Source organism: Mycobacterium sp. PO1, assembly GCF_017312405.1.
Classification (GTDB): Bacteria; Actinomycetota; Actinomycetes; order Mycobacteriales; family Mycobacteriaceae; genus Mycobacterium.
Map to the genome: position 1 here is coordinate 17,790 of NZ_BLTG01000039.1, position 20,596 is coordinate 38,385.

Below are 20,596 nucleotides of genomic sequence, written 5' to 3' on the forward strand. Positions count from 1 at the left end.
TCAGCAGGTGCCGGTGTGGGCCTGGCGCAGCAGCGAGGGGTCGGTGGGCTGGGTGGCTTCGGGCATGAGGCTGGCCAGCACCGCGTCGATGTCGTCGCTGCGTGTGAGCTCTGTGAACTCGGTACCCAGCGCCAGATCGACGGTGTCGTCGGTGCGCTGGTCCTGATACAGCTCGGTGCACGGCGCCACCAGCCATACCGCGGCCGCCGCGGCCCGGCCGGACGGGCCGAATCGGATCTGGCCCTGGCACTGCAGCCGGGCGGTGGCGTAGATCGTGTCGTTGGCGGCTTCAGGCTCGGTGAAACCCAGGTCGCGCAGCGCGCCGGCGACCTCGGCGGCCTGCCCGCCCTGACCGCTCGCGTTGAGCACGCGGATCGTGGTGTCGGCGAGCTTGGCCGGCATGACGTCGACCATCGTGTCGCGGGACACCTGCTCGCCGAGGTCAGGCGCCGGCGCCCCGGGCTCGGCCGGCGGGGGCGGATTGCAGACGGCGGCCTCGCGGACGTCGGGTGGCCGGGACAGGGCGATGACCCACACGAGGAGGGCCGCTACCGCCATGGCGGCGAACATCACCAGTCCGGGCAGGAGACGGCGGCGGCGGAAGGGGCGTCCATGCTTGTCGAACGCGGTGCCGTCGGTGATTTGCGCGACCACGGTGAGCACTCTAAGGCCACGGGGTCCTGCTCACTATCGGCGCGGTCTGCAGTGCCTGGACCGGCGGGAACAACCCCTGCCGCAGAAATGTGAGGTAAATCACACCACTACCACCGTCAAACTGGGCACGAATCATTTGGTGCAGGCGTTCGACGCTGGTACAAAGCACTGCTGCAACGAGCTTCACGGAGGGGACAGATGGCCACCGACTACGACGCCCCACGGCGCACCGAAACCGACGACGTTTCCGAGGACTCCCTGGAGGAGTTGAAGGCACGGCGCAACGAAGCTCAATCCGCTGTCGTTGATGTCGACGAATCCGAGACCGCCGAGTCATTCGAACTCCCGGGGGCCGACCTCTCGGGCGAAGAGCTGTCCGTGCGGGTCATCCCCAAACAGGCCGACGAGTTCACCTGCTCGAGCTGCTTCCTGGTTCATCACCGCAGCCGGCTGGCCACTGAGAAGAACGGCCTGATGATCTGCTCCGACTGCGCCGCCTGAATTCAGGCGCGCAGCGCGGCCAGCACCTTCTCCGGTCGGCGCGAGCTGACCAGCCAGTACGGCGTGGGGTCCTCCGGATCGTCGAGCACCACCAGGACCATCGGTCCCACCCACGCCTTGTGCACGACATAGGCGGCCGGGTCGAGCTGGCGGCCCAGCGCCGCCGATTTCGCTGTGCGTGGCACCTCCGCCGAGCGCGCGATGACGCTGACGGGCAGGTGCGCATCGCCGACCCACAGTTCGGTGTCGCCGCCGCCGGAGACCACCCGCAGCTCGGTCCGTCCGAGCGCCACCAGGGCGACGGCGGCCACCGGAAGCAGCACCGCGTAAGCCACCCAGTCGGGCAGCACCCGCACCCCCTGGTTGACCTCCAGGGCGATCAGCGCGGCCAGTCCCAGGCCGGGCAACCACCACCACAGCGGCACGGACAACCGCTCGCGGTAGCGCACGGTTTGCGAGGCGGCACGCGTGTCGGACACGTGCCCAAGAGTAATCTGTGACGCCGTGTCCCCCTCTCTGGCGGTAGTACGACTGGACCGCGACCTACCGCTGCCCAGCCGGGCCCACGACGGCGACGCGGGTGTGGATCTGTACAGCGCTCACGACGTCGAACTGGCGCCGGGGGAGCGGGCGCTGGTGGGCACCGGGGTGGCGGTTGCCATCCCGCACGGCATGGTCGGGCTCGTGCACCCGCGCTCGGGTCTTGCTGCTCGCGTGGGGCTTTCGATCGTCAACAGCCCCGGCACGATCGATGCCGGCTATCGCGGCGAGATCAAGGTGGCGCTGATCAACCTCGACCCGCAGACCCCCATCATCGTGCGCCGTGGCGACCGGATCGCTCAATTGCTGGTGCAGCGGGTGGAGTTGCCCGAGCTGGTCGAGGTGGGGTCGTTCGACGAAGCCGGACTGGCCGACACGACGCGCGGCGACGGTGGGCATGGTTCCTCCGGTGGACATGCGAGTCTGTGAGACTGGGAACGCGCGCGAAGACCGGGCAGAACTGCACACATCTACGAGCATGGTGACGAGGAAATGGCACTGAGACGGCATCGCAAAGACGAGAGCACCGACGCAACCGAGGGGCGCGGCCCGGCCTCCGCTGAGGCCGACGAGGAACTCGACGGCCCCTTCGACATCGACGACTTCGACGACCCGTCGGTGGCCGCCCTGGCCCGGCTGGACCTGGGCTCGGTGCTGATCCCCATGCCCGAGGCGGGGCAGGTGCAGGTGGAGGTCGGCGAGAACGGCGTCCCTACCGCGGTGTGGGTGGTGACACCGAATGGCCGTTTCACCATTGCGGCATACGCCGCGCCCAAATCGGCGGGGTTGTGGCGTGAGGTGGCCTCGGAGTTGGCCGACTCGCTGCGCAAGGATGTGCCCACGGTCAGCATCGTGGACGGCCCGTGGGGGCGAGAGGTCATCGGGGCCGGCGGCCAGGGAAACGTCGTGGTGCGTTTCATCGGCGTAGACGGGTACCGGTGGATGATCCGGTGCGTAGTCAACGGTCCGCAGGACCGCATCGACGCGCTGGTGGATCAGGCGCGAAATGCACTGGCCGACACGGTGGTTCGGCGAGGGGACACTCCGATGCCGGTCCGCACACCGCTGCAGGTGCAGCTACCTGAGCCGATGGCGGCCCAGCTGCGCGCAGCTGCCGAGCAGGCCGCCGCGCAGCAGGCCGCGGCTCGGCAGCAGTCAGGGCAACAGCAACCGAGCCCCCAGCAGCCCAATGCTGAGCAACCGAATCCGCAGCAACCGAATCCGCAGCAGCCCGGTGCGGACCCCCAACAGCCACAGGCCCAGCCCGCCGCCCGGCGGAGTACTCCGGGCTCGGCGATGCAACAGCTGCGCACCATCACCGGAGGGTGACGGCCCAACCGGGTGGCGTGTCAGCCAAGCGACGGTGACGGGTTGTCCGGGTGACGGGGCCGTTGCCTGACGGGTCGATCGCCTGACGTGGTCTCGCCCCGTGAGCTATTGACGTCACGTGAGCTCCCGACCGAGTGGTGGATCAACCGGGGAAGTGTCGCCCGGCGGGTTCCTCGGCCTCGTGCAGCGCCGCGAGACACTGCCTGCCCAGCACTGACGGGTCGGCGCCGATCTCGTCGAGTGTGACCGTTCGCAGCGACGACCGCGGCGCGGCCGACACCCACTCGACGCCCATCTCCACCGGATGCACCGGATCGTCGGTGGCCGAGACCACACCGAGGGGAACGGCCAACCCCTCGAGCTGGCCGGTGGTCGGCGCCACGTAGTGCGCAGCCTCGTCCATGGCGTCGGGCAGGGCGGGCCACTGCGGCAGCCACGACCGCGCGAGCTCATCAGCAAGCCACCGAGGACTGGTGGCCTGCATCTGGGCGGTGGCCGACACCAGCCCGTCGCGCCGCAACAGCTGTGCAGAGTATCGGGCGGCCAGCGCGGCCGGCGCGGCATCCGGTTCGCCGGTCCATGCGGGCAGCGCCGCCAATACCGCGATCACGCCGCCGGGATGCGCCAGCGCCCACTCCGTCGCCACCGCGGCGCCGATGGACACCCCGCCCACCGCGATCGGCTCGGGTCGCACCGCCCGCGCGATGTTGTCGAGCTCGTCGAGGTAACCGGCGATGAGCCGGTGCGGTTGCGGGGACGGTGTCACCACCACGGCGCCCACCTCGTGCAGCGCGGGCGCGAACGCGCGGTAGACGAAGTCGTCGTCCGACCCCGTCCCGGGAAGCAGAACGATGGTGACGCCGCGCAAGTTGACCGCCATGGACTCGATCGTGCCTGGTCGCGGAAAGCTCGGCGCGCCGACCCGCCCTGACGTGGCATCCGGGAAGTAAGAGGTCTACCGTGGCGTTGGTTGGGGCAAATCCACAGTGGATTGACAGAAGGTGAAGCCATGGCCACGGCCGAGGGGTATCTACGGCGGCTGACTCGTCGGTTGACCGAAGACCCAGAGCAACTCGACGTCGAGGAACTCAGCGAAGATCCGGCCAACACCGGCGCGCAGAAGGCGATCAACTGCCAGCGCGGCCAGGAGGTCACGATGGTGGGCACGTTGCGCAGCGTCGAATGCAACGGCAAAGGATGCGCAGGCGGTGTGAAAGCCGAACTGTTCGACGGCACCGATTCGGTGATGCTGGTCTGGCTCGGTCAGCGCCGCATCCCCGGTATCGAATCGGGTCGCACCCTGAAGGTGCACGGCCGGGTGGGCAAGCTCGACAGCGGTGCCAAAGCGATCTACAACCCCCATTACGAGATCCAGAAGTGAGTGACCCGGGCAGCGAACCGGGCACGCAGACTTCCTCGCCGCGGGGCGCCACCGTCCTGCAACAGATGGGCGGCGTCAGCGGCCTCATCTACTCGTCGCTGCCCGTACTGGTGTTCGTGCCGGTGTCGTCGGCGTTCGGGTTGGTGCCCGCGATCGCCGCGGCGCTCGGCGTCGCGACGGCGATCCTGGTGTGGCGGCTCTTCCGCCGGGAATCGACCCAGCCGGCGATCTCCGGGTTCTTCGCCGTTGCGATCAGCGCGCTGATCGCCTACCTGGTGGGGGCCTCGAAGGGGTATTTCCTGCTCGGCATCTGGATGTCGCTGTTCTGGGCGATCGTCTTCGCGGCGTCGGTGGTCATCCGCAGGCCGGTGGTGGGCTACATCTGGGGCTGGGTGCACACCCAGGACCGCGGCGCCTGGCGCGACGTGCGCCGCGCGGTCCGCGCCTTCGACATCGCCACGCTGGTGTGGGTGCTGGTGTTCACCTCACGGTTCGTCGTGCAGCACCACCTGTACGACGCCGACCAGACCGGGTGGCTCGGTGTTGCCCGGATCGCGATGGGCTGGCCGTTGACGGCGGTGGCCGCGCTGGTGACGTATCTGGCGATCAAGGCCGCGCAGCGCGCGGTGCGGGACCACGCCGGCGACACCGAGACGACGACCGGCGACACCGCAACACCCGACGGCGCGACAACGGGCACCGGGACCCCCGACAGCGTGACGACGGGCAGCGAGACGCCCGACACCGTGACCACCGACAGTGCCGACGACGCGACCGCGCGGGGCGACGCTCAGCGCTGACGCGGGTGCAGCACCTGCGCGCGCAGCTCGTCCTCGACCTCGGTCACCGCGACGAACAGCAGCTCGTCGCCGCCCTCGAGCGGCTCATCGCCCTCCGGAACGATCACCCGCGGGCCGCGCAGGATGGTGACCAGTGACGCGTCGCGGGGCAAGTCCAGGCGTTTGACCGGCTTGCCGCCCCACGGCGTGTCGTCGGGCAGCGTGATCTCGACGAGGTTCGCCTGACCCTTGCGGAACTCCATCAGCCGCACCAGGTCGCCGACCGACACAGCTTCCTCCACCAGCGACGCGAGCATGCGCGGGGTGGACACCGCCACGTCGACACCCCACGCTTCGTCGAAGAGCCATTCGTTGCGAGGGTCGTTGACACGTGCCACCACCCGCGGCACCGCGAACTCGGTCTTGGACAACAGGCTGACCACCACGTTGGCCTTGTCGTCGCCGGTCGCCGCGATCACCACGTCGAACTCCTCGAGCTTGACCGACTCGAGAAGGCTCAGCTCGCAGGCGTCCCCGAGCCGCCAGTGCGCGGCGGGAATGGCGTCGACGTCGATGTGGTCGGGGTTACGTTCGAGCAGCGTGACCTCGTGAGCATCGACGAGCTCACGGGCGATGGATCGCCCGACGGCACCGGCCCCGGCGATGGCGACTTTCATCCGCGCCGCTCCTCATGATCGTCGTCGGCGGTCTTCATCTGCGCCGCTCCTCGTGATCGTCGTCGGCGGTGTTCATGCCTCTGCTTCCTCACCGGGCGGCAACGCCGCGATCGCCAGCGCTTCGGCGATGTGCCCGGCGATCGCCGCCAGATAGACCTGGTCGCCGGACTGGACGACGGTCTTGGCGTCGGGCAGCAGACCCGCGCCGAAGCGGATCACGAACGACACCCGCCCGGCGGTGGCGGTCTCGAGCTCACTGATCCGCCGACCCACCCAGCCCTCGTGCAGCGTGAGTTCGGTCACGCCGACGTTGCCGCTGGGGTCGCGCCATTTGGTCGTCTCGGTCTCGCGGGTCAACACATGCAGCAGACGGTCGGTCGTCCACGGCACGGTGGCCACCGTGGGGATGCCCAGCCGCTCGTAGACCGCCGCGCGTTTGGCGTCGTAGATCCGGGCCACCACGCGCTGCACGCCGAAGGTCTCACGCGCCACGCGCGCGGAGATGATGTTGGAGTTGTCCCCCGAGGACACCGCGGCGAAGGCCGACGCGTCCTCGATACCGGCGCGCACCAGCACGTCCCGGTCGAATCCCATGCCCAGCACCCGCTCCCCGGAGAAGTCCGGGGACAGCCGGTGAAAGGCCGTGCCGTCCCGGTCGATCACGGCGACGTCATGGCCGATCCGGGCCAGACTGTCCGCCAACGATGCGCCCACCCGGCCGCATCCCATCACCACTACCCGCACCGACGGTCCTTTCCGGCCTGAGCCGACGTGGCATACCGATACCTGCGGTTGTGTAACCCGCGCACCCGGAACGCTACCGCTTTCCTACGGTCGGGTGGCTGCGGGCTTACTCTTGGCAGTCGTGTCCAAGCTTTCGACGGTCGCCCGCCGTCTCGTGCTGGGTCGGCCGTTCCGCAGCGACAAGCTCGCCCACACGCTGCTGCCCAAACGGATCGCGCTGCCCGTCTTCGCCTCTGACGCGTTGTCCTCCGTGGCGTACGCACCCGAGGAGATCTTCCTGGTGCTCTCGGTCGCCGGACTCGCGGCCTACTCCATGGCGCCGTGGATCGGTCTGGCCGTGGCCGTGGTCATGCTCGTCGTCATCGCCAGCTACCGGCAGAACGTGCACGCCTATCCGTCCGGCGGCGGTGACTACGAGGTGGTCACCACCAACCTGGGCCCGACCGCGGGGCTGACGGTGGCCAGTGCGCTGCTGGTGGACTACGTGCTGACGGTCGCGGTGTCGATGTCGTCGGCGGCGTCGAACATCGGCTCGGCGATCCCGTTCGTCGACGACCACAAGGTGTGGTTCGCGGTGACGGCGATCCTGGTGCTGGCCTCGCTGAACCTGCGCGGCATCCGGGAGTCGGGCACCGCCTTCGCCATCCCCACCTATGCGTTCATGATCGGCATGTTCGCGATGCTGTTCTGGGGCTTCTTCCAGATCCACGTGCTCGGCGAGCCGCTGCGCGCCGAATCCGCCGATTTCGAGATGCACTCCGAGCACGGCGACATCCTCGGCTTCGCGTTGGTCTTCCTCGTCGCCCGGGCGTTCTCGTCCGGCAGCGCCGCGCTGACCGGTGTGGAAGCGATCAGCAACGGGGTGCCCGCGTTTCGTAAACCGAAGTCCCGCAACGCCGCGACGACGCTGGCGCTGCTGGGGGCCATCGCGATCACGCTGTTCATGGGCATGATCCTGCTGGCCCAGGACACCGGCGTGCAGATCGCCGAGCGGCCGCTGGAACAGCTCGAAGGCGCCCCCGACGACTACCAGCAGAAAACGCTCATCGCCCAATTGGCGGAAACGGTGTTCCACGGATTCGCGCCCGGGCTGTACCTGATCGCCGGTGTGACCGCGCTGATCCTGGTGCTGGCGGCCAACACCGCGTTCAACGGTTTCCCGGTCCTGGGGTCGATCCTCGCGCAGGACCGTTTCCTGCCGCGGCAGCTGCACACCCGCGGTGACCGCCTGGCGTTCTCCAACGGCATCCTGTTCCTGGCGTTCGGCGCCATCGCGTTCGTCGTCGCATTCCAGGCTCAGGTCACCGCGCTGATCCACCTCTACATCGTGGGGGTGTTCGTGTCCTTCACGCTGAGCCAGATCGGCATGGTCAAACACTGGACACGGCTGTTGCGGACCGAGACCGATGCTGTGGTGCGCAGCCGGATGAAGCGCTCACGGGTGATCAACACGATCGGCTTCCTGTGCACCGGCACGGTGCTGATCATCGTGGTCGTCACCAAGTTCATGGTGGGCGCGTGGATCGCCATCCTGGCGATGACGGCGATGTTCGTCATCATGAAGATGATCCACAGCCATTACGCGGCGGTCAGCCGTGAGCTGGAGAAGCGCGCCGCCGAGACCGAGGACATCGTGCTGCCCAGTCGCAACCACGCGATCGTGCTGGTCTCCAACGTCCACATGCCGACGCTGCGGGCGCTGGCCTACGCGCGCGCCACCCGCCCCGACGTGCTCGAGGCCGTCACGGTCAGCGTCGACGACGCCGAGACGCGCGAGCTGGTGCACAAGTGGGAGAACAGCGACATCAGCGTGCCGTTGAAGGTCATTGCCTCGCCCTACCGCGAGATCACCCGTCCGGTGCTCGACTACGTCAAGCGGGTGTCCAAGGACTCGCCCCGCACCGTGGTCACCGTGTTCATCCCCGAGTACGTGGTGGGGCACTGGTGGGAGCAGGTGTTGCACAACCAGAGCGCGCTGCGGTTGAAGGGCAGGCTGTTGTTCGAGCCCAATGTGATGGTCACCTCGGTGCCCTGGCAGCTGTCGTCGTCGGAACGGTTGAAGAACCTGCAGCCGCAGTCGGCTCCCGGCGACGCGCGCAAGGGATTCCTCGATTGAGTGCCGCCGACCGGCCGACCGAACTCACGCTGACCACGGGCCCGCCGGCCAACGGAGGCAGCTGCGTCGCCCGCCACGACGGACGGGTGGTGTTCGTGCGGCACGCTCTGCCCGGGGAGACGGTGCGGGTGCGGTTGACCGGGGGAGCGGCGCCGACCACGTCGTACTGGACCGGCGACGCCGTCGAGATCCTCGAGCCGTCCCCCGGCCGTGTCGAATCACTGTGCCCCATCGCCGGTGTGGACGGCGCGGGGTGCTGCGATCTGGCGTTCGCCGAACCGGTGACCGCGCGGCGCCTCAAGGGCGCCGTGGTGGCCAATCAGCTCGAGCGTCTCGGCGGATACCGGTGGCGCGACGAGTCCGAGGCGATCGCCGAACCGGTCGGTGACGCCGGCCCCGCCGGGTGGCGCACCCGGGTGCGACTGGCCACGTCGGAGGACGGACAGGCGGGATTTCACCGCTACCACAGCGACGAACTGGTCCACCGGCTCGACTGCGCGCAGTTGCCCGACGGCCTGCTCGCCGACCTGGCGCACGAGCGCTGGCCGGGAGGTGCCCAGATCCACGTCGCCGTCGACAGCGACGGCGCGCGCCACGTGGCGGTGTCGCAGCGGCGCGAGGGCGGACGACGGGGATCCGACCGTGGCCGCACCGCCACCCGCGTCGTCGACGGGGCCTACGAGGCGGTGCAGAGGGTCGCGGGCCGGACCTGGCAGATCCCGGTGACCGCGTTCTGGCAGGCCCACCGGGATGCGCCGGACTGCTACAGCACTGTGGTCGGCCGATGGGCTCAGCTCAGCGCCGGAATGACCGCATGGGATCTGTACGGAGGCGCCGGCATCTTCGCCGCGACGATGGCCGCGGCGGTGGGCGACACCGGACGGGTGCTCACCGTCGACACCTCCCGCGCCTCCGCCCGCGCGGCGCGCGAGGCGCTGGCGGATCTGGGGGCGGTGACGGTGCTCACCGATTCGGTCCGGCGGGCGTTGACCGCACAGCGCCAGCGCGCCGACGTGGCCGTGCTCGACCCTCCCCGCACCGGGGCCGGCCGTGAGGTGATCGACCTGCTCGCCGCTGCCGGAGTGCCCCGGATCATCCATATCGGTTGCGAGGCAGCCTCTTTCGCGCGTGATATCGGCCTGTACCTGGCCCGCGGTTACCGCGTCGAGGATCTGCGCGTCTTCGATTCCTTCCCGCTGACCCACCATGTTGAGTGCATCGCGGTGCTGCAGAGATAATGAGCGGGATGCCGGTCAGGTGGAATAAGGTGGCTCAACGGCGTGCCGGCAAGCCTGGTCGGCGATGGCAAATGTCGGCTCCAACCGAAAGCAGGCTGTGACTTCGAAATCCCGCGGACGACAGGTCGGGCGCGCGCTGTTCTCGCGGGGGTCCTGGGCGGAAACCAGCCGGATCTCCGAGATCCTGCGCAAGGAGACCGTGGGCGGTGTCATCCTGCTCGTCGCGGCCGGGACCGCGCTGGTGTGGGCGAACTCCCCGTGGAAGGGCAGTTACTTCGGCGTCCGCGACTTCGTCCTCGGGGGGCAGTGGCTGGGCCTGCACCTCGATCTGTCGATCGGTGAATGGGCCGCCGACGGGTTGCTGGCCATCTTCTTCTTCGTCGTCGGTCTGGAGCTCAAACGCGAGTTCGTCGCCGGTGACCTGCGCGACCCGGGCCGGGCGGCCCTGCCGATCGCGGCGGCCGTGGGCGGAATGGTGGTGCCGGCACTGATCTTCGTGGCGTTCACCGCCCATGTCGGCGACGGTGCGCTGCAGGGCTGGGCGATACCGACCGCGACCGACATCGCCTTCGCGGTGGCGGTGCTGGCGGTCATCTCCACCCACCTGCCCGCAGCGCTGCGCACGTTCCTGCTGACGCTGGCTGTGGTCGACGACCTGCTGGCGGTCACGGTCATCGCGGTGTTCTACACCGACGAGATCAAGATCTGGGCGTTGCTGGGAGCACTGATCCCGCTGGCGTTGTTCACGCTGTTGGTGCAGCGCGGTGTGCAGGCCTGGTGGCTGCTGGTTCCGCTCGGGGTCGTGACCTGGGTGCTGGTGCACGAGTCGGGGGTGCATGCCACCGTCGCCGGCGTGCTGCTCGGCTTCGCCGTCCCCGTGCTCCGCTCGGCGAAGAAGAAGGGTAAAACCACCGAGATCAGCATGGCCGAGCATTTCGAACACCTGCTGCGGCCCATCTCGGCCGGCTTCGCGATCCCGGTGTTCGCCTTCTTCGCCGCGGGGGTGAACTTCGGCGGGCTCAGCGGCCTGGGCCGGGCGTTGGCCGACCCGATCACGATGGGCATCATCGGCGGACTGGTACTGGGCAAACCGATCGGGATCTTCTTCACCACCCGGCTGTTGGCCGCGGTGACGCGCGCGAACCTGGACTCGGCGTTGCGGTGGGTGGACGTCCTCGGCGTGTCGATGCTGGCCGGCATCGGGTTCACGGTGTCGCTGCTGATCGGCGATCTGGCCTACGGCCTGGGCTCAGAACGTGACGAATTCGTGAAGATCGGCGTGTTGACGGGTTCCCTGGTCGCGGCCGCCTTGGCCTCATTGTTGCTGTTGAGCAGGAACGCCACCTACCGGCGGATATGCAACGAGGAGACCGTCGACGAGGACCAGGACGGCGTGCCCGATGTGTACGAGTCTCGACAGGACTGACCCCGACACCGTGCGTAGACTGGCGGAATGCTTGAACAGATCCGCGGTCCCGCAGATCTGCAGCACCTGACACAGGCGCAGCTGGAAGAGCTGGCTCGAGAAATCCGCGACTTCCTGATCCACAAGGTCGCGGCGACGGGCGGGCACCTGGGACCGAACTTGGGCGTCGTGGAACTGACGCTGGCACTGCACCGTGTCTTCGACTCGCCGCACGACCCGATCCTGTTCGACACCGGACATCAGGCCTACGTGCACAAGATGCTGACCGGTCGCTGCCGCGATTTCGAGACGCTGCGCAAGAAGGACGGCCTGTCGGGATATCCGTCGCGGACCGAGAGCGAGCACGACTGGGTGGAGTCCAGTCATGCCAGTTCGGCGCTGTCCTACGCCGACGGGCTGGCCAAGGCGTTCGAGCTCAACGGTCACCGCAACCGGCACGTGGTCGCCGTGGTCGGCGACGGCGCGCTCACCGGGGGGATGTGCTGGGAGGCGATGAACAACATCGCCGCCTCCCGCCGGCCGGTGGTGATCATCGTCAACGACAACGGCCGCAGCTACGCGCCCACCATCGGTGGGTTCGCCGAACACCTGGCGGCTCTGCGTCTGCAGCCCGGCTACGAGCGGGTGCTCGAGGAGGGGCGCAAGGCGGTCCGGGGCGTCCCCATGATCGGCGAATTCTGCTATCAGTGCATGCACAGCATCAAGGCGGGCATCAAGGACGCGCTGAGTCCACAGGTGATGTTCACCGACCTCGGCCTCAAGTACGTCGGGCCGATCGACGGTCATGACGAACACGCGGTGGAGAACGCCCTGCGCCACGCGCGGGCCTTCAACGCCCCGGTGGTCGTGCACGTCGTGACCCGCAAGGGCATGGGTTACGCCCCGGCCGAGAACGACGAGGACGACCAGATGCACGCCTGCGGCGTCATCGATCCCGAGACCGGCCTGGCGCGATCGGTGCCGGGCCCGGGCTGGACGGCGACGTTCTCCGACACGCTCATCCAGATCGCGGCCGAACGGCGCGACGTCGTGGCGATCACGGCGGCGATGCCAGGGCCCACCGGCCTGAACGCGTTCCGGGCGAAGTACCCCGATCGGTTCTTCGACGTGGGGATCGCCGAGCAGCACGCGATGACCTCCGCGGCCGGCCTGGCGATGGGCGGCATGCACCCGGTCGTCGCCATCTACTCGACGTTCCTCAACCGCGCCTTCGACCAGATCATGATGGACGTTGCGCTGCACAAGCTGCCGGTCACGATGGTGTTGGACCGCTCGGGCGTCACCGGCCCCGACGGTGCCAGCCACAACGGCATGTGGGATCTGTCGATCCTGGGCGTGGTGCCAGGGATGCGGGTCGCCGCCCCCCGGGACGGCGCCCGTCTCGCCGAGGAACTCACCGAGGCGATCGACATCGACGACGGTCCCACCGCTGTTCGCTTCCCGAAAGGCGATGTGGGACAAGAGGTTCCAGCTCTGGAGCGGCGCGGTGTCGTCGACGTGCTGGCCGCTCCGGTATCGGGACTGTCCGATGATGTCCTGCTCGTCGCGGTCGGACCGTTCGCCACGATGGCGCTGGCTGTGGCCGAGCGGCTGCGCAACCAGGGAATCGGCGTCACCGTCGTCGATCCGCGCTGGGTGTTGCCGGTGCCGGACGAGATCGTGACGATGGCGGCCGGGCACAAGCTCGTGGTGACCCTCGAGGACAACGGGGTTCACGGCGGCGTCGGTTCTGCGGTCTCGGGCGCCCTGCGCCGCGCCGAGGTGGACGTGCCGTGCCGCGATGTGGCCCTTCCGCAGCAGTTCTTCGACCACGCGTCCCGGGGCGAAGTGCTCGATTCGGTCGGGTTGACCGAGCGCAACGTCGCCCGCCAGGTCACCGGGTGGGTGGCCGCACTCGGCGCCGCCACCGCTGCGCAGGAAGTCAGCGAACACCTGGAGTGACGGCGTGGCCGCCGCTGGGCCGCGCGTGACATCCGTGCTGCGACACGGATGCGCAGTGCCGCATGGAGTTGACTCGCAGGCAGGATGGTCGCATAGAGTATCCAATATCAGCCGAAAGCGAGAGCCGATGCCACCGCGCACCGCCGCCAAGCGTGCACAACCCGAGGGCGCAGATCGTGCCACTCCCGCGGGGTACTCCGGAGACGCCGTGCGGGGACGCCGGGCCGATTTCGTGCGGCCGAAGACCGCCCAGCAGGCCGTGGCCGAAGCGCTTCGCCACGACATCACCACCGGCAAGTTGGCGCCCGGCAGTTGGATCGTGCAGGAGGCCGTCGCCGAGCAGTTCGGCATGTCGCGGATCCCGATCCGGGAAGCGTTGAAGACGCTCGAGGCCGAGGAGTACATCACCTACGTTCCGCACAGCGGGTACCGCGTCACCAAACTCAGCCTCGACGATCTGCTGGAGGTCTTCAAACTTCGGGCGATCCTGGAGGAGGCGTTGATCCGGGACGCCATGCCCGGGGTCACCGACGACATCGTCGACGAGATGCGCAGCTGCAACGCACAAATGGATGCTGCACTGGCCGACGGCGATCCCATCACCGTCGGAGTACTCAACCGTCAGTTCCATTTCCTGACCTTTCACGCCAGCGGCATGGCGCGCACCAAGCGCATCGTCACGCAGCTGTGGAACACCGCCGACGCGTACCGGCCGCTGTATTCACCGCTGTTGGACATGCCGAAGGTGTGCAAAGAACACGAGGCGATGATCGACGCCGTGGCCGACCGCGACGTGGAGCGGCTGGTACGGCTCAACCACGAACACCGCGCCCACGCCCTCGGGCCGATCCATCAGATCTTCGACGCGGAATCCGACGCCTCGGCATGACGGTCGCCGACCGGTTGCGGGAGGCGGGCGTGATTCTTCCCCCTGCGCCGCCGCCCAAGGGTGCGTATTTTCCGAGCCGCCGCTGCGGTGATCAGCTGTGGGTCTCGGGTGCCACCGCCCGTCGGGACGGCGAGCCGGCGCTGCGCGGAGTCGTCGGCGTCGACGTGACCGTCGACGAGGCGCGAGAACAGGCGGGGCTGGTCGCATTGAACCTGCTGGCTGCGATCGAGGCGGAGGCGGGCCTCGACACCGTGGACGCGGTGGTCGCGTTGCGCGGCTATGTCCGTGCCGCACCGGAGTTCGACACGCACCCGGCCGTCGTCGACGGCGCGTCCCAGGTGTTGCTCACCGCATTCGGTGCGCACACCGGCGCACATGCCCGGACCGCGATCGGGGTGGCGTCCCTGCCCGGTGGGGCGTGCGTCGAACTCGACCTCGTCGTCAGCGTCGCGACGGCCGCGCGCTGAGCAGGTCCAGCCACCGCCCGACCGCCAAGCCCAGGGCCAGGCCGGCGAAACCGTTGGCCAGCACCGTGATCCACGCGTCTGGTGGATCGATCGGGGACACGGGCAGCCGCCTTTTCACCTCGGCGGTCGCGGTGTCCTCCTCGCCGGCGAGGACATGGTCGAGACGGGCGACGAACTGGCCGATGATGCGGTTGCTGACCTGGACGATGACCGTGCGGCCGAATTGCGCGATACGGCCACTGAGTTCGACGTCGGTGGTCACTGTGACCACCGATTTGTCTCCGTCTTCGCGGGCCACCAGACGAACGGTCGCTTCGGTCGAGCCGTTGCCCTTGCGGTCACGTGCGTTGCCGCGCACAACCATTTCCCTGGCCTCGTCGTCCTGGTGCGCCAGGGTCGCGGTTCCCACGAGGGTCACTGCGACGGGACCGACCTTGACGGCCACCCGGGCGTGGTAGTCGTCGCCGTCGCGACGCTCGAGTTCGGCGCCCGGGATGCATCCGATCACCGTCGGGATGTCCGTCAGCACGGCCCAGGTGGCGGCGGAAGACGATCTGCCCGGGGAATCCGCGTCCGCGCACCATGCGCCACCCGAGCCGCCCCGCCGCAGCCGAGGATGGGGGACGGCGGGTTTCAGCGTGGGTGCCACCCTGGCCCTGATCGTCGCGCTGACGGCGTTCGCCGAGATAGGTTCGCGAGCGGGGTGGTGGAACGATCATGTGCTGCCCGCGCCGTCGGTGATCTTCACCGAGCTCGGGGTGTTGATGACCGAACGACAGTTCTGGATCGACGCACAGCGCACCGGGATCGAGGTGGCCGCCTCGATCGTGTTCGGATGCCTGCTCGGATTCGCTGCCGGACTGTTGTTCTGGAAGGTGCCGTTGCTGGGCCGGGTGTTCGAGCCCTACCTGGTGTCGTTCTACGCCGTGCCGCTGGTGTTGTTCTATCCGGTGATGATCGTGCTGGTCGGCATCAACGCCATGTCGGTGATCATCCTGGCCACGATCATGGCGGCGATCCCGATGGCCCTGAACACGGCCGTGGGTTTGAACCAGATGCCGCCGGTCTACCTCAAGCTGGCCCGCTCGTTGCGCACCTCGCCCCGACAGACGTTGTTCGCGATCGCGATCCCGGCTGCCGGCCCGTTCATCGTCGCGGGTCTTCGGCTCGCCGTCGTCTACGCCCTGATCGGGACCATCGCGATGGAATTCACCACCGCGCAGGCGGGCCTGGGCTACCGCATCCGCTACCTCTACGAAATCTTCGACAACATCGGGATGTTCGCCTACATCGTCGTGGTCCTGGTGCTGTCGTGTCTGCTGACCGTCGCGTTGGCCGCCGTCGAGCGCGTGCTGCTGCGGGGAAGGAACTCGTGACCGCCACCGCACCGGCCCCTGCACCCGTCGAGGCCGACCGACCCGTCACACGGCGCTTCTCCTGGCGTGCGGTCATCGGCAGCCAGTTCGTCGGTGCGAGCCTGCTCGCCGTCCTCGTCCTCGTCGTCTGGGAGGTCGTGTCGGGGTTGACCTTCGTCATCCCGTCGCCGGTCCGCACGCTCGGCGTGCTTGTCGAGAACCTCTCCGACCCCGCCTATCTGTTCGACCTCCGGGTCACCGCGCAGGCGGTGGCTCTGGCATTCGTGGTCGGCACCGCCGTCGGCGGGGGCATCGGGCTTCTTCTCGGCCTGTCGGGCCGACTGCGTCTGATCTTCGAGCCGATGATCATCATGCTCAACGGGATCCCCAAGATCGTGCTGTATCCGGTGTTGCTGCCGATCTTCAGCCTGTCGGGCTCCAAGGTCGTCATGGGGGTGCTGTTCGCGCTGTTCCCGGTGCTGATCAATGTCTCGACCGGTGTGCAGGAGATCCCCAAGGTGTATTGGAAACTCGCGCGCTCGGTGCGCGCCAATCCCTGGCAGATGCTGGTGCACATCATCTTCCCCGCGATTCGCCGTCCGCTGCTCACCGGTATCCGGCTGGCCGTGAGTCTCGCCGTCGTCGGCGTCGTCCTCTCGGAGTTCTTCGCCACCAGGCGGGGCCTGGGACGCGTCGTGCTCCAGGCCTACAGTCACGGTGACTACCCGTCGATGGTTGCCACGATCATGTTGCTGATCACCATCTCGTTCGGCATCTCGATCGCTCTGTGGCAGTGGGAGAAAAGGATCCATTGACCCCCGTCGCATCGGAGTCGGGCGCAGATCGCCCATGGGTCGGCAGCTCGGTGCGGCGCCGGGAGGACGACCGCATGCTCGGCGGGCGCGGACGCTTCCTGGCCGACCTCGCCGCCGGCGCCGCGCACGTCGTGTTCGTCCGATCGAGCCAGGCGCACGCGAAGATCACCGGAATCGACACCGCGGTCGCCGAGCGGATGCCGGGCGTGCACGGAGTGTTCGGAGCAGCCGATCTCGGCCTCGACGGAGCGTGGATCCCCGCGCTGACCACGCCCGACCCCGATTTCAGTGCCGCCACGTCGCTGGAGTTGGCTGAGCAGCGCCTTCCCATCCTCGCCGCCGACCGTGTGCACTACGTCGGCCAGCCGATCGCCGTGGTCGTCGCCGCCGACCGCTACGTCGCCGAGGACGCAGCCGAAAGCGTCGTCGTGTCCTATCAGGCGCTGCCGGTGCTGACCGACGCCGTGACCGCGCTCGATCCGGACAGCCCCGCACTGTTCGGCCATCTGCCGACCAACCAGGCCGCTCGTCTGGAGTACGAGTTCGGCGCTCCCGATGAGGCTTTCGACACAGCCGCCCATGTCGTGGAGGGCACCTACCGCATGGAGCGCCACGGTGCCGTCCCTCTCGAATGTCGCGGCGTGCTCGCCGATTACGACGCCGGACGCGGACGGGTGGAGGTACACACCTCGACCCAGGTACCGCACATGGTGCGCAACGCGATCTGCGCGGTGACAGGCTGGGACCGTCAGGACATCGTGGTCAGTGTGCCGGATGTGGGTGGTGGTTTCGGCACCAAGGCCAATGTGTACGGCGAGGAGATCGTGCTCGCCGTGCTGGCCAGACACACCGGGCAGCGCGTGGTCTGGGTCGAGGACCGCCAGGAACACCTGCTGGCCAGCGCTCAGGCCAGGGACCAGCTGCACCGGGCGCGGCTGGCCGTCGACGCCGAGGGCGCGATCCTCGCGTGGGACGTCGATTTCGTCGTCGACATCGGTGCCGGAAGTCTCTGGGTGGCAGGCATCGTCGCCAACACCGCCGTGCACTTGATGGGGCCCTATCGGATACCGGCCATGCACGTCCGCGGATATGCCGCGCTGACCAACAAGACACTCGTCGCGCAGTACCGCGGCGCGGGCCGGCCGGAAGCGACGTTCGCGCTGGAGCGGAGCCTGGATGCGGCGGCGGCGGTCGTGGGCATCTCCGGTGAGGAGATCCGCAGGAGAAACCTGCTGGGCGCGGCTGATCTGCCGTACGCCCGGCCCCTCCCGTACCGCGACGGGGTGCCGATCTGTTTCGACGGTGGTGACTACCTGGCCTGTCTGGATTCGGCGGTGCGCACGCTGCCGCGCTCGGAGGTGGACGTCTGCGCGATCGAGAACCCCGATCACCATGTCGGGTACGGGTTGTCGTGCTATCTGGAGGCGACGGGTCGGGGCCCGCACGAAACAGCGCGCGTGCGGGTGCTGCCCAGCGGGCAGTTCGAGGTGACGGCGGGCGCCGCATCGGCGGGTCAGGGGCACGAGACGGTCTTCGCCCAGGTGGCCGCTGATGCGCTGGACGTCCCGCTGCAGCGGGTGCGTTACCGGCCCTGCGACACCGAGCAACTGCCCGAGGGAGTCGGAACGTTCGCCAGCCGGTCGGCGGTGCTGGCCGGCTCCGCGGTGCACCAGGCGTGCGGCGAACTGATCGTGCTTGCCTCACAACGCGCTGCGCAGCTCGTCGATGCCGAATCGGTCGGCTACGCCGGGGGCCGGTTCACGGCGGCCGGAACCGCGGTCGGCTGGGACGAACTGGCCGCGGCGGGCCGCGTCGGAGGTGCCGGTGAGGGTGGTGCGGCGCTGGACGTCACCTCCGTCTACCGGGTCCCGACGGTGACGTGGACGATGGGTGTGCACGCGGTCATTCTCGGCGTGCACAGGCGCACCGGGATCGTGAAGGTGTTGCGCTACGCGGTGTCCCACGAGGGTGGCCGGGAGATCAATCCCAGGATCGTGGAGGGCCAGATCGTCGGTGGAGTCGCCCAGGGGATCGGTGGCGCGCTGTTCGAGGCGTGGAGATACTCGCCCACGGGGGAACCGACCTCGACGACGTTCGCGGCCTACCATTTGCCCCTCACCACGGACGTGCCCCCGGTGCTCGTGAACCATCACCACGTCGCCACGCCTGCCAATCCGCTGGGCGTGCGCGGTGCGGGGGAGAGCGGCACCATCGCCGTGTACGCCGCGGTCGCCGCCGCCGTCGACGACGCGCTGGGCGGTGGCCACCACGTGACGACGACGCCGATCGGGACCGCCGATCTGTGCCGGGCGCTGGACAGGGTGGCGTCGTGAAGCCCGCCGCGGTGTGCTACCAGCGGCCGGACTCGGTCGCCGAGGCCCTCGAGCTGCTCGCGCAGGACGCCGATGCGAAGCTGATGGCCGGCGGCCAGTCCTTGATGACACTGATGAACCTGCGCCTGGCGCGGCCCACGTCGGTCATCGACATCGGCAGACTCGCCGAATTGAACCGCGTGTTCGATGACACCGATGATCTGGTGCTCGGCGCTCTGGTCACCCACCGGACCGTGGAGACCGACCCGTTGATCGCCGCACGGGCCCCCCTGCTCGCCGATGCGGCGCGCTACATCGGTCATATCGCCATTCGCAACAGGGGCACCATCGGCGGGTCGGTGGCACATGCCGACCCGGCCGCCGAGATACCGCTGGCGACCGTCGTTCTCGGCGCCACGTTTCACGTCGAGTCCGTGTCGGGGCGGCGCACGGTCGCCGCCGAGGAGATGTTCGTGTCGTTGTACACCAACGCCCTTGCCGCCGACGAGATGGTCACCTGGATCTCCGTGCCCGCCATCAAGGCCGGGCAGGGTTGGGGCTTCGTCGAATTCGCTCACCAGCACGGCGACTACGGCCTCGCCGGCGCAGGCTGCCTGCTGACGGTGGACCCGGATGGCCGGATCGCAGCTGTGCGCGCCGGTGTGTTGAGCATGGCAGACCGGCCGCTGCTCTTCGTTGCCGACGATGCGGTCGGGAAGGTGCCGTCGGCGCAGCTGTGGCGCACCTTGGCCGACCGATGGGCGGACGCCTGCGAACCGGCGGTCGAGGACACCGACTACGCGCGCCGCCTGTGCCGCGCGGCGCTTGCCGATGCGCTTGCCGATGCGCACCGGCGGGTGAACGCTCCGAGAGGGGGTGGATATGCGGCCTGATTCACCGGCGACGCTGACCATCGCGGTGACGGTCAACGGCAAACAGATCGTGCGAACCGTGGCAGGTCGGCTCACTCTCGCCGACTTCCTGCGCGACGAACTCGGCTTGACGGGAACGCATCTGGGCTGTGAGCACGGGGTGTGCGGTGCATGCACCGTGTTCGTGGAGGGCCGGTCGGCGCGCGCCTGCCTGATGCTGGCCGCACAGACCGATGGTCTTCGGATCGACACCGTCGAGGGTCTCGACCAGTTCGAGGAGGCTGACCGACTGCGGCAGGCGTTCGCCGAACGTGGCGGACTGCAGTGCGGTTTCTGCACTCCCGGGTTCCTGGTGGCGGCAGTGGAACTGTTGCGCGATCCCGACGCCGAGAAACCGCTCACCGCCGACTCGGTACGGGAGGCGCTGTCCGGCAACATCTGCCGCTGCACGGGTTACCAGGGCATCGTGGCGGCCGTGCTCGATGCCGCCACGCCGGCGGGCAGCGCGGACAGTGCGGAATCCTGACCGGGCAGCCATCCCTGCGCCGTCCCCCCGGTTC

Annotated in this window: 22 protein-coding genes; 16 read left to right on the forward strand and 6 right to left on the reverse strand. The window is 68.7% G+C overall.

The features are described from left to right. Entirely contained in the window at positions 1-654 is a 654-nt protein-coding gene (cei, locus tag J3476_RS14855) for an envelope integrity protein Cei (protein ID WP_207067197.1), read from the reverse strand. Positions 655-852: 198 nt separating this feature from the next. On the opposite strand from cei, the gene J3476_RS14860 reads away from it, so the two are divergent. Then, the gene (locus J3476_RS14860) at positions 853-1,155 is read left to right on the forward strand and encodes a DUF4193 domain-containing protein (RefSeq protein WP_152516833.1); all 303 of its coding nucleotides are present in this window, start codon (positions 853-855) and stop codon (positions 1,153-1,155) included. A 2-nt stretch (positions 1,156-1,157) separates the two neighbouring features. Here J3476_RS14860 and J3476_RS14865 read toward each other — a convergent pair whose 3' ends face one another. Continuing rightward, complete coding sequence (locus J3476_RS14865; protein WP_207067198.1) at positions 1,158-1,634, reverse strand: DUF3093 domain-containing protein; 477 nt, start codon at positions 1,632-1,634, stop codon at positions 1,158-1,160. Positions 1,635-1,659: 25 nt separating this feature from the next. Here J3476_RS14865 and dut point away from each other — a divergent pair, with 25 nt between their 5' ends. Both dut and J3476_RS14875 read left to right on the forward strand, forming a co-directional pair. Then, positions 1,660-2,124: a dUTP diphosphatase gene (dut, locus tag J3476_RS14870; protein WP_152516835.1), complete on the forward strand. Its 465-nt coding sequence runs from the start codon at positions 1,660-1,662 to the stop codon at positions 2,122-2,124. Between the two features lie 63 nt (positions 2,125-2,187). Continuing rightward, a complete protein-coding gene (locus tag J3476_RS14875) occupies positions 2,188-3,024 on the forward strand; it encodes a DUF3710 domain-containing protein (RefSeq protein ID WP_207067199.1) in 837 nt (278 codons plus the stop codon). Between the two features lie 142 nt (positions 3,025-3,166). Here the strand turns inward: J3476_RS14875 and J3476_RS14880 are convergent, their stop codons facing one another. After that, positions 3,167-3,904 carry an alpha/beta fold hydrolase gene (locus J3476_RS14880; protein WP_207067200.1) on the reverse strand — a complete coding sequence of 246 codons (738 nt, stop codon included), beginning with the start codon at positions 3,902-3,904 and terminating at the stop codon, positions 3,167-3,169. Positions 3,905-4,033: 129 nt separating this feature from the next. Here J3476_RS14880 and J3476_RS14885 point away from each other — a divergent pair, with 129 nt between their 5' ends. Both J3476_RS14885 and J3476_RS14890 read left to right on the forward strand, forming a co-directional pair. Next, positions 4,034-4,405 carry an OB-fold nucleic acid binding domain-containing protein gene (locus J3476_RS14885; RefSeq protein ID WP_152516837.1) on the forward strand — a complete coding sequence of 124 codons (372 nt, stop codon included), beginning with the start codon at positions 4,034-4,036 and terminating at the stop codon, positions 4,403-4,405. Next, complete coding sequence (locus J3476_RS14890) at positions 4,402-5,205, forward strand: DUF3159 domain-containing protein (RefSeq protein WP_207067201.1); 804 nt, start codon at positions 4,402-4,404, stop codon at positions 5,203-5,205. The genes J3476_RS14885 and J3476_RS14890 overlap by 4 nt, the downstream gene beginning before the upstream one ends. Here J3476_RS14890 and J3476_RS14895 read toward each other — a convergent pair. Beyond that, a complete protein-coding gene (locus J3476_RS14895; protein ID WP_207067202.1) occupies positions 5,196-5,861 on the reverse strand; it encodes a TrkA family potassium uptake protein in 666 nt (221 codons plus the stop codon). The genes J3476_RS14890 and J3476_RS14895 overlap by 10 nt on opposite strands. 72 nt (positions 5,862-5,933) lie before the next feature. After that, positions 5,934-6,605 carry a TrkA family potassium uptake protein gene (locus J3476_RS14900; RefSeq protein WP_207067203.1) on the reverse strand — a complete coding sequence of 224 codons (672 nt, stop codon included), beginning with the start codon at positions 6,603-6,605 and terminating at the stop codon, positions 5,934-5,936. 121 nt (positions 6,606-6,726) lie between these two features. Between J3476_RS14900 and J3476_RS14905 the strand changes: the two genes are divergently transcribed. From J3476_RS14905 to J3476_RS14930, 6 genes are all read left to right on the forward strand, one after another. Further along, positions 6,727-8,721 carry an APC family permease gene (locus tag J3476_RS14905; protein WP_207067204.1) on the forward strand — a complete coding sequence of 665 codons (1,995 nt, stop codon included), beginning with the start codon at positions 6,727-6,729 and terminating at the stop codon, positions 8,719-8,721. Beyond that, positions 8,718-9,959, forward strand: a complete 1,242-nt coding sequence (locus tag J3476_RS14910; RefSeq protein WP_207067205.1) for a class I SAM-dependent RNA methyltransferase — start codon at positions 8,718-8,720, stop codon at positions 9,957-9,959. The genes J3476_RS14905 and J3476_RS14910 overlap by 4 nt, the downstream gene beginning before the upstream one ends. Before the next feature lie 97 nt (positions 9,960-10,056). Next, positions 10,057-11,385 carry a Na+/H+ antiporter NhaA gene (nhaA, locus tag J3476_RS14915; RefSeq protein ID WP_373889067.1) on the forward strand — a complete coding sequence of 443 codons (1,329 nt, stop codon included), beginning with the start codon at positions 10,057-10,059 and terminating at the stop codon, positions 11,383-11,385. A 27-nt stretch (positions 11,386-11,412) separates the two neighbouring features. Continuing rightward, on the forward strand, positions 11,413-13,326 hold the full coding sequence (gene dxs, locus J3476_RS14920; RefSeq protein WP_207067207.1) for a 1-deoxy-D-xylulose-5-phosphate synthase: 1,914 nt from the start codon (positions 11,413-11,415) through the stop codon (positions 13,324-13,326). A gap of 127 nt (positions 13,327-13,453) precedes the next feature. Then, positions 13,454-14,215, forward strand: coding sequence for a GntR family transcriptional regulator (locus J3476_RS14925; protein ID WP_152516844.1), 762 nt, complete (start codon positions 13,454-13,456; stop codon positions 14,213-14,215). Then, complete coding sequence (locus J3476_RS14930; protein ID WP_207067208.1) at positions 14,212-14,682, forward strand: RidA family protein; 471 nt, start codon at positions 14,212-14,214, stop codon at positions 14,680-14,682. The genes J3476_RS14925 and J3476_RS14930 overlap by 4 nt, the downstream gene beginning before the upstream one ends. On the opposite strand, the gene J3476_RS14935 is transcribed toward J3476_RS14930, so the two are convergent. Further along, complete coding sequence (locus J3476_RS14935) at positions 14,657-15,211, reverse strand: SRPBCC family protein (protein ID WP_286183101.1); 555 nt, start codon at positions 15,209-15,211, stop codon at positions 14,657-14,659. The genes J3476_RS14930 and J3476_RS14935 overlap by 26 nt on opposite strands. Between J3476_RS14935 and J3476_RS14940 the strand changes: the two genes are divergently transcribed. Genes J3476_RS14940 through J3476_RS14960 form a run of 5 tightly spaced genes read left to right on the forward strand, consistent with a single transcriptional unit; the run spans position 15,198 to position 20,562 of the window. After that, a complete protein-coding gene (locus J3476_RS14940) occupies positions 15,198-16,058 on the forward strand; it encodes an ABC transporter permease (RefSeq protein ID WP_207067209.1) in 861 nt (286 codons plus the stop codon). The genes J3476_RS14935 and J3476_RS14940 overlap by 14 nt on opposite strands. Then, entirely contained in the window at positions 16,055-16,852 is a 798-nt protein-coding gene (locus J3476_RS14945) for an ABC transporter permease (RefSeq protein WP_207067210.1), read from the forward strand. The genes J3476_RS14940 and J3476_RS14945 overlap by 4 nt, the downstream gene beginning before the upstream one ends. Beyond that, positions 16,849-19,185, forward strand: a complete 2,337-nt coding sequence (locus J3476_RS14950; RefSeq protein WP_286183103.1) for a xanthine dehydrogenase family protein molybdopterin-binding subunit — start codon at positions 16,849-16,851, stop codon at positions 19,183-19,185. Before J3476_RS14945 ends, J3476_RS14950 begins: the two co-directional genes overlap by 4 nt. Continuing rightward, the gene (locus J3476_RS14955) at positions 19,182-20,057 is read left to right on the forward strand and encodes a xanthine dehydrogenase family protein subunit M (RefSeq protein ID WP_207067211.1); all 876 of its coding nucleotides are present in this window, start codon (positions 19,182-19,184) and stop codon (positions 20,055-20,057) included. The genes J3476_RS14950 and J3476_RS14955 overlap by 4 nt, the downstream gene beginning before the upstream one ends. Continuing rightward, positions 20,047-20,562, forward strand: coding sequence for a (2Fe-2S)-binding protein (locus tag J3476_RS14960; RefSeq protein ID WP_207067212.1), 516 nt, complete (start codon positions 20,047-20,049; stop codon positions 20,560-20,562). Before J3476_RS14955 ends, J3476_RS14960 begins: the two co-directional genes overlap by 11 nt. Positions 20,563-20,596 lie beyond the last annotated feature (34 nt).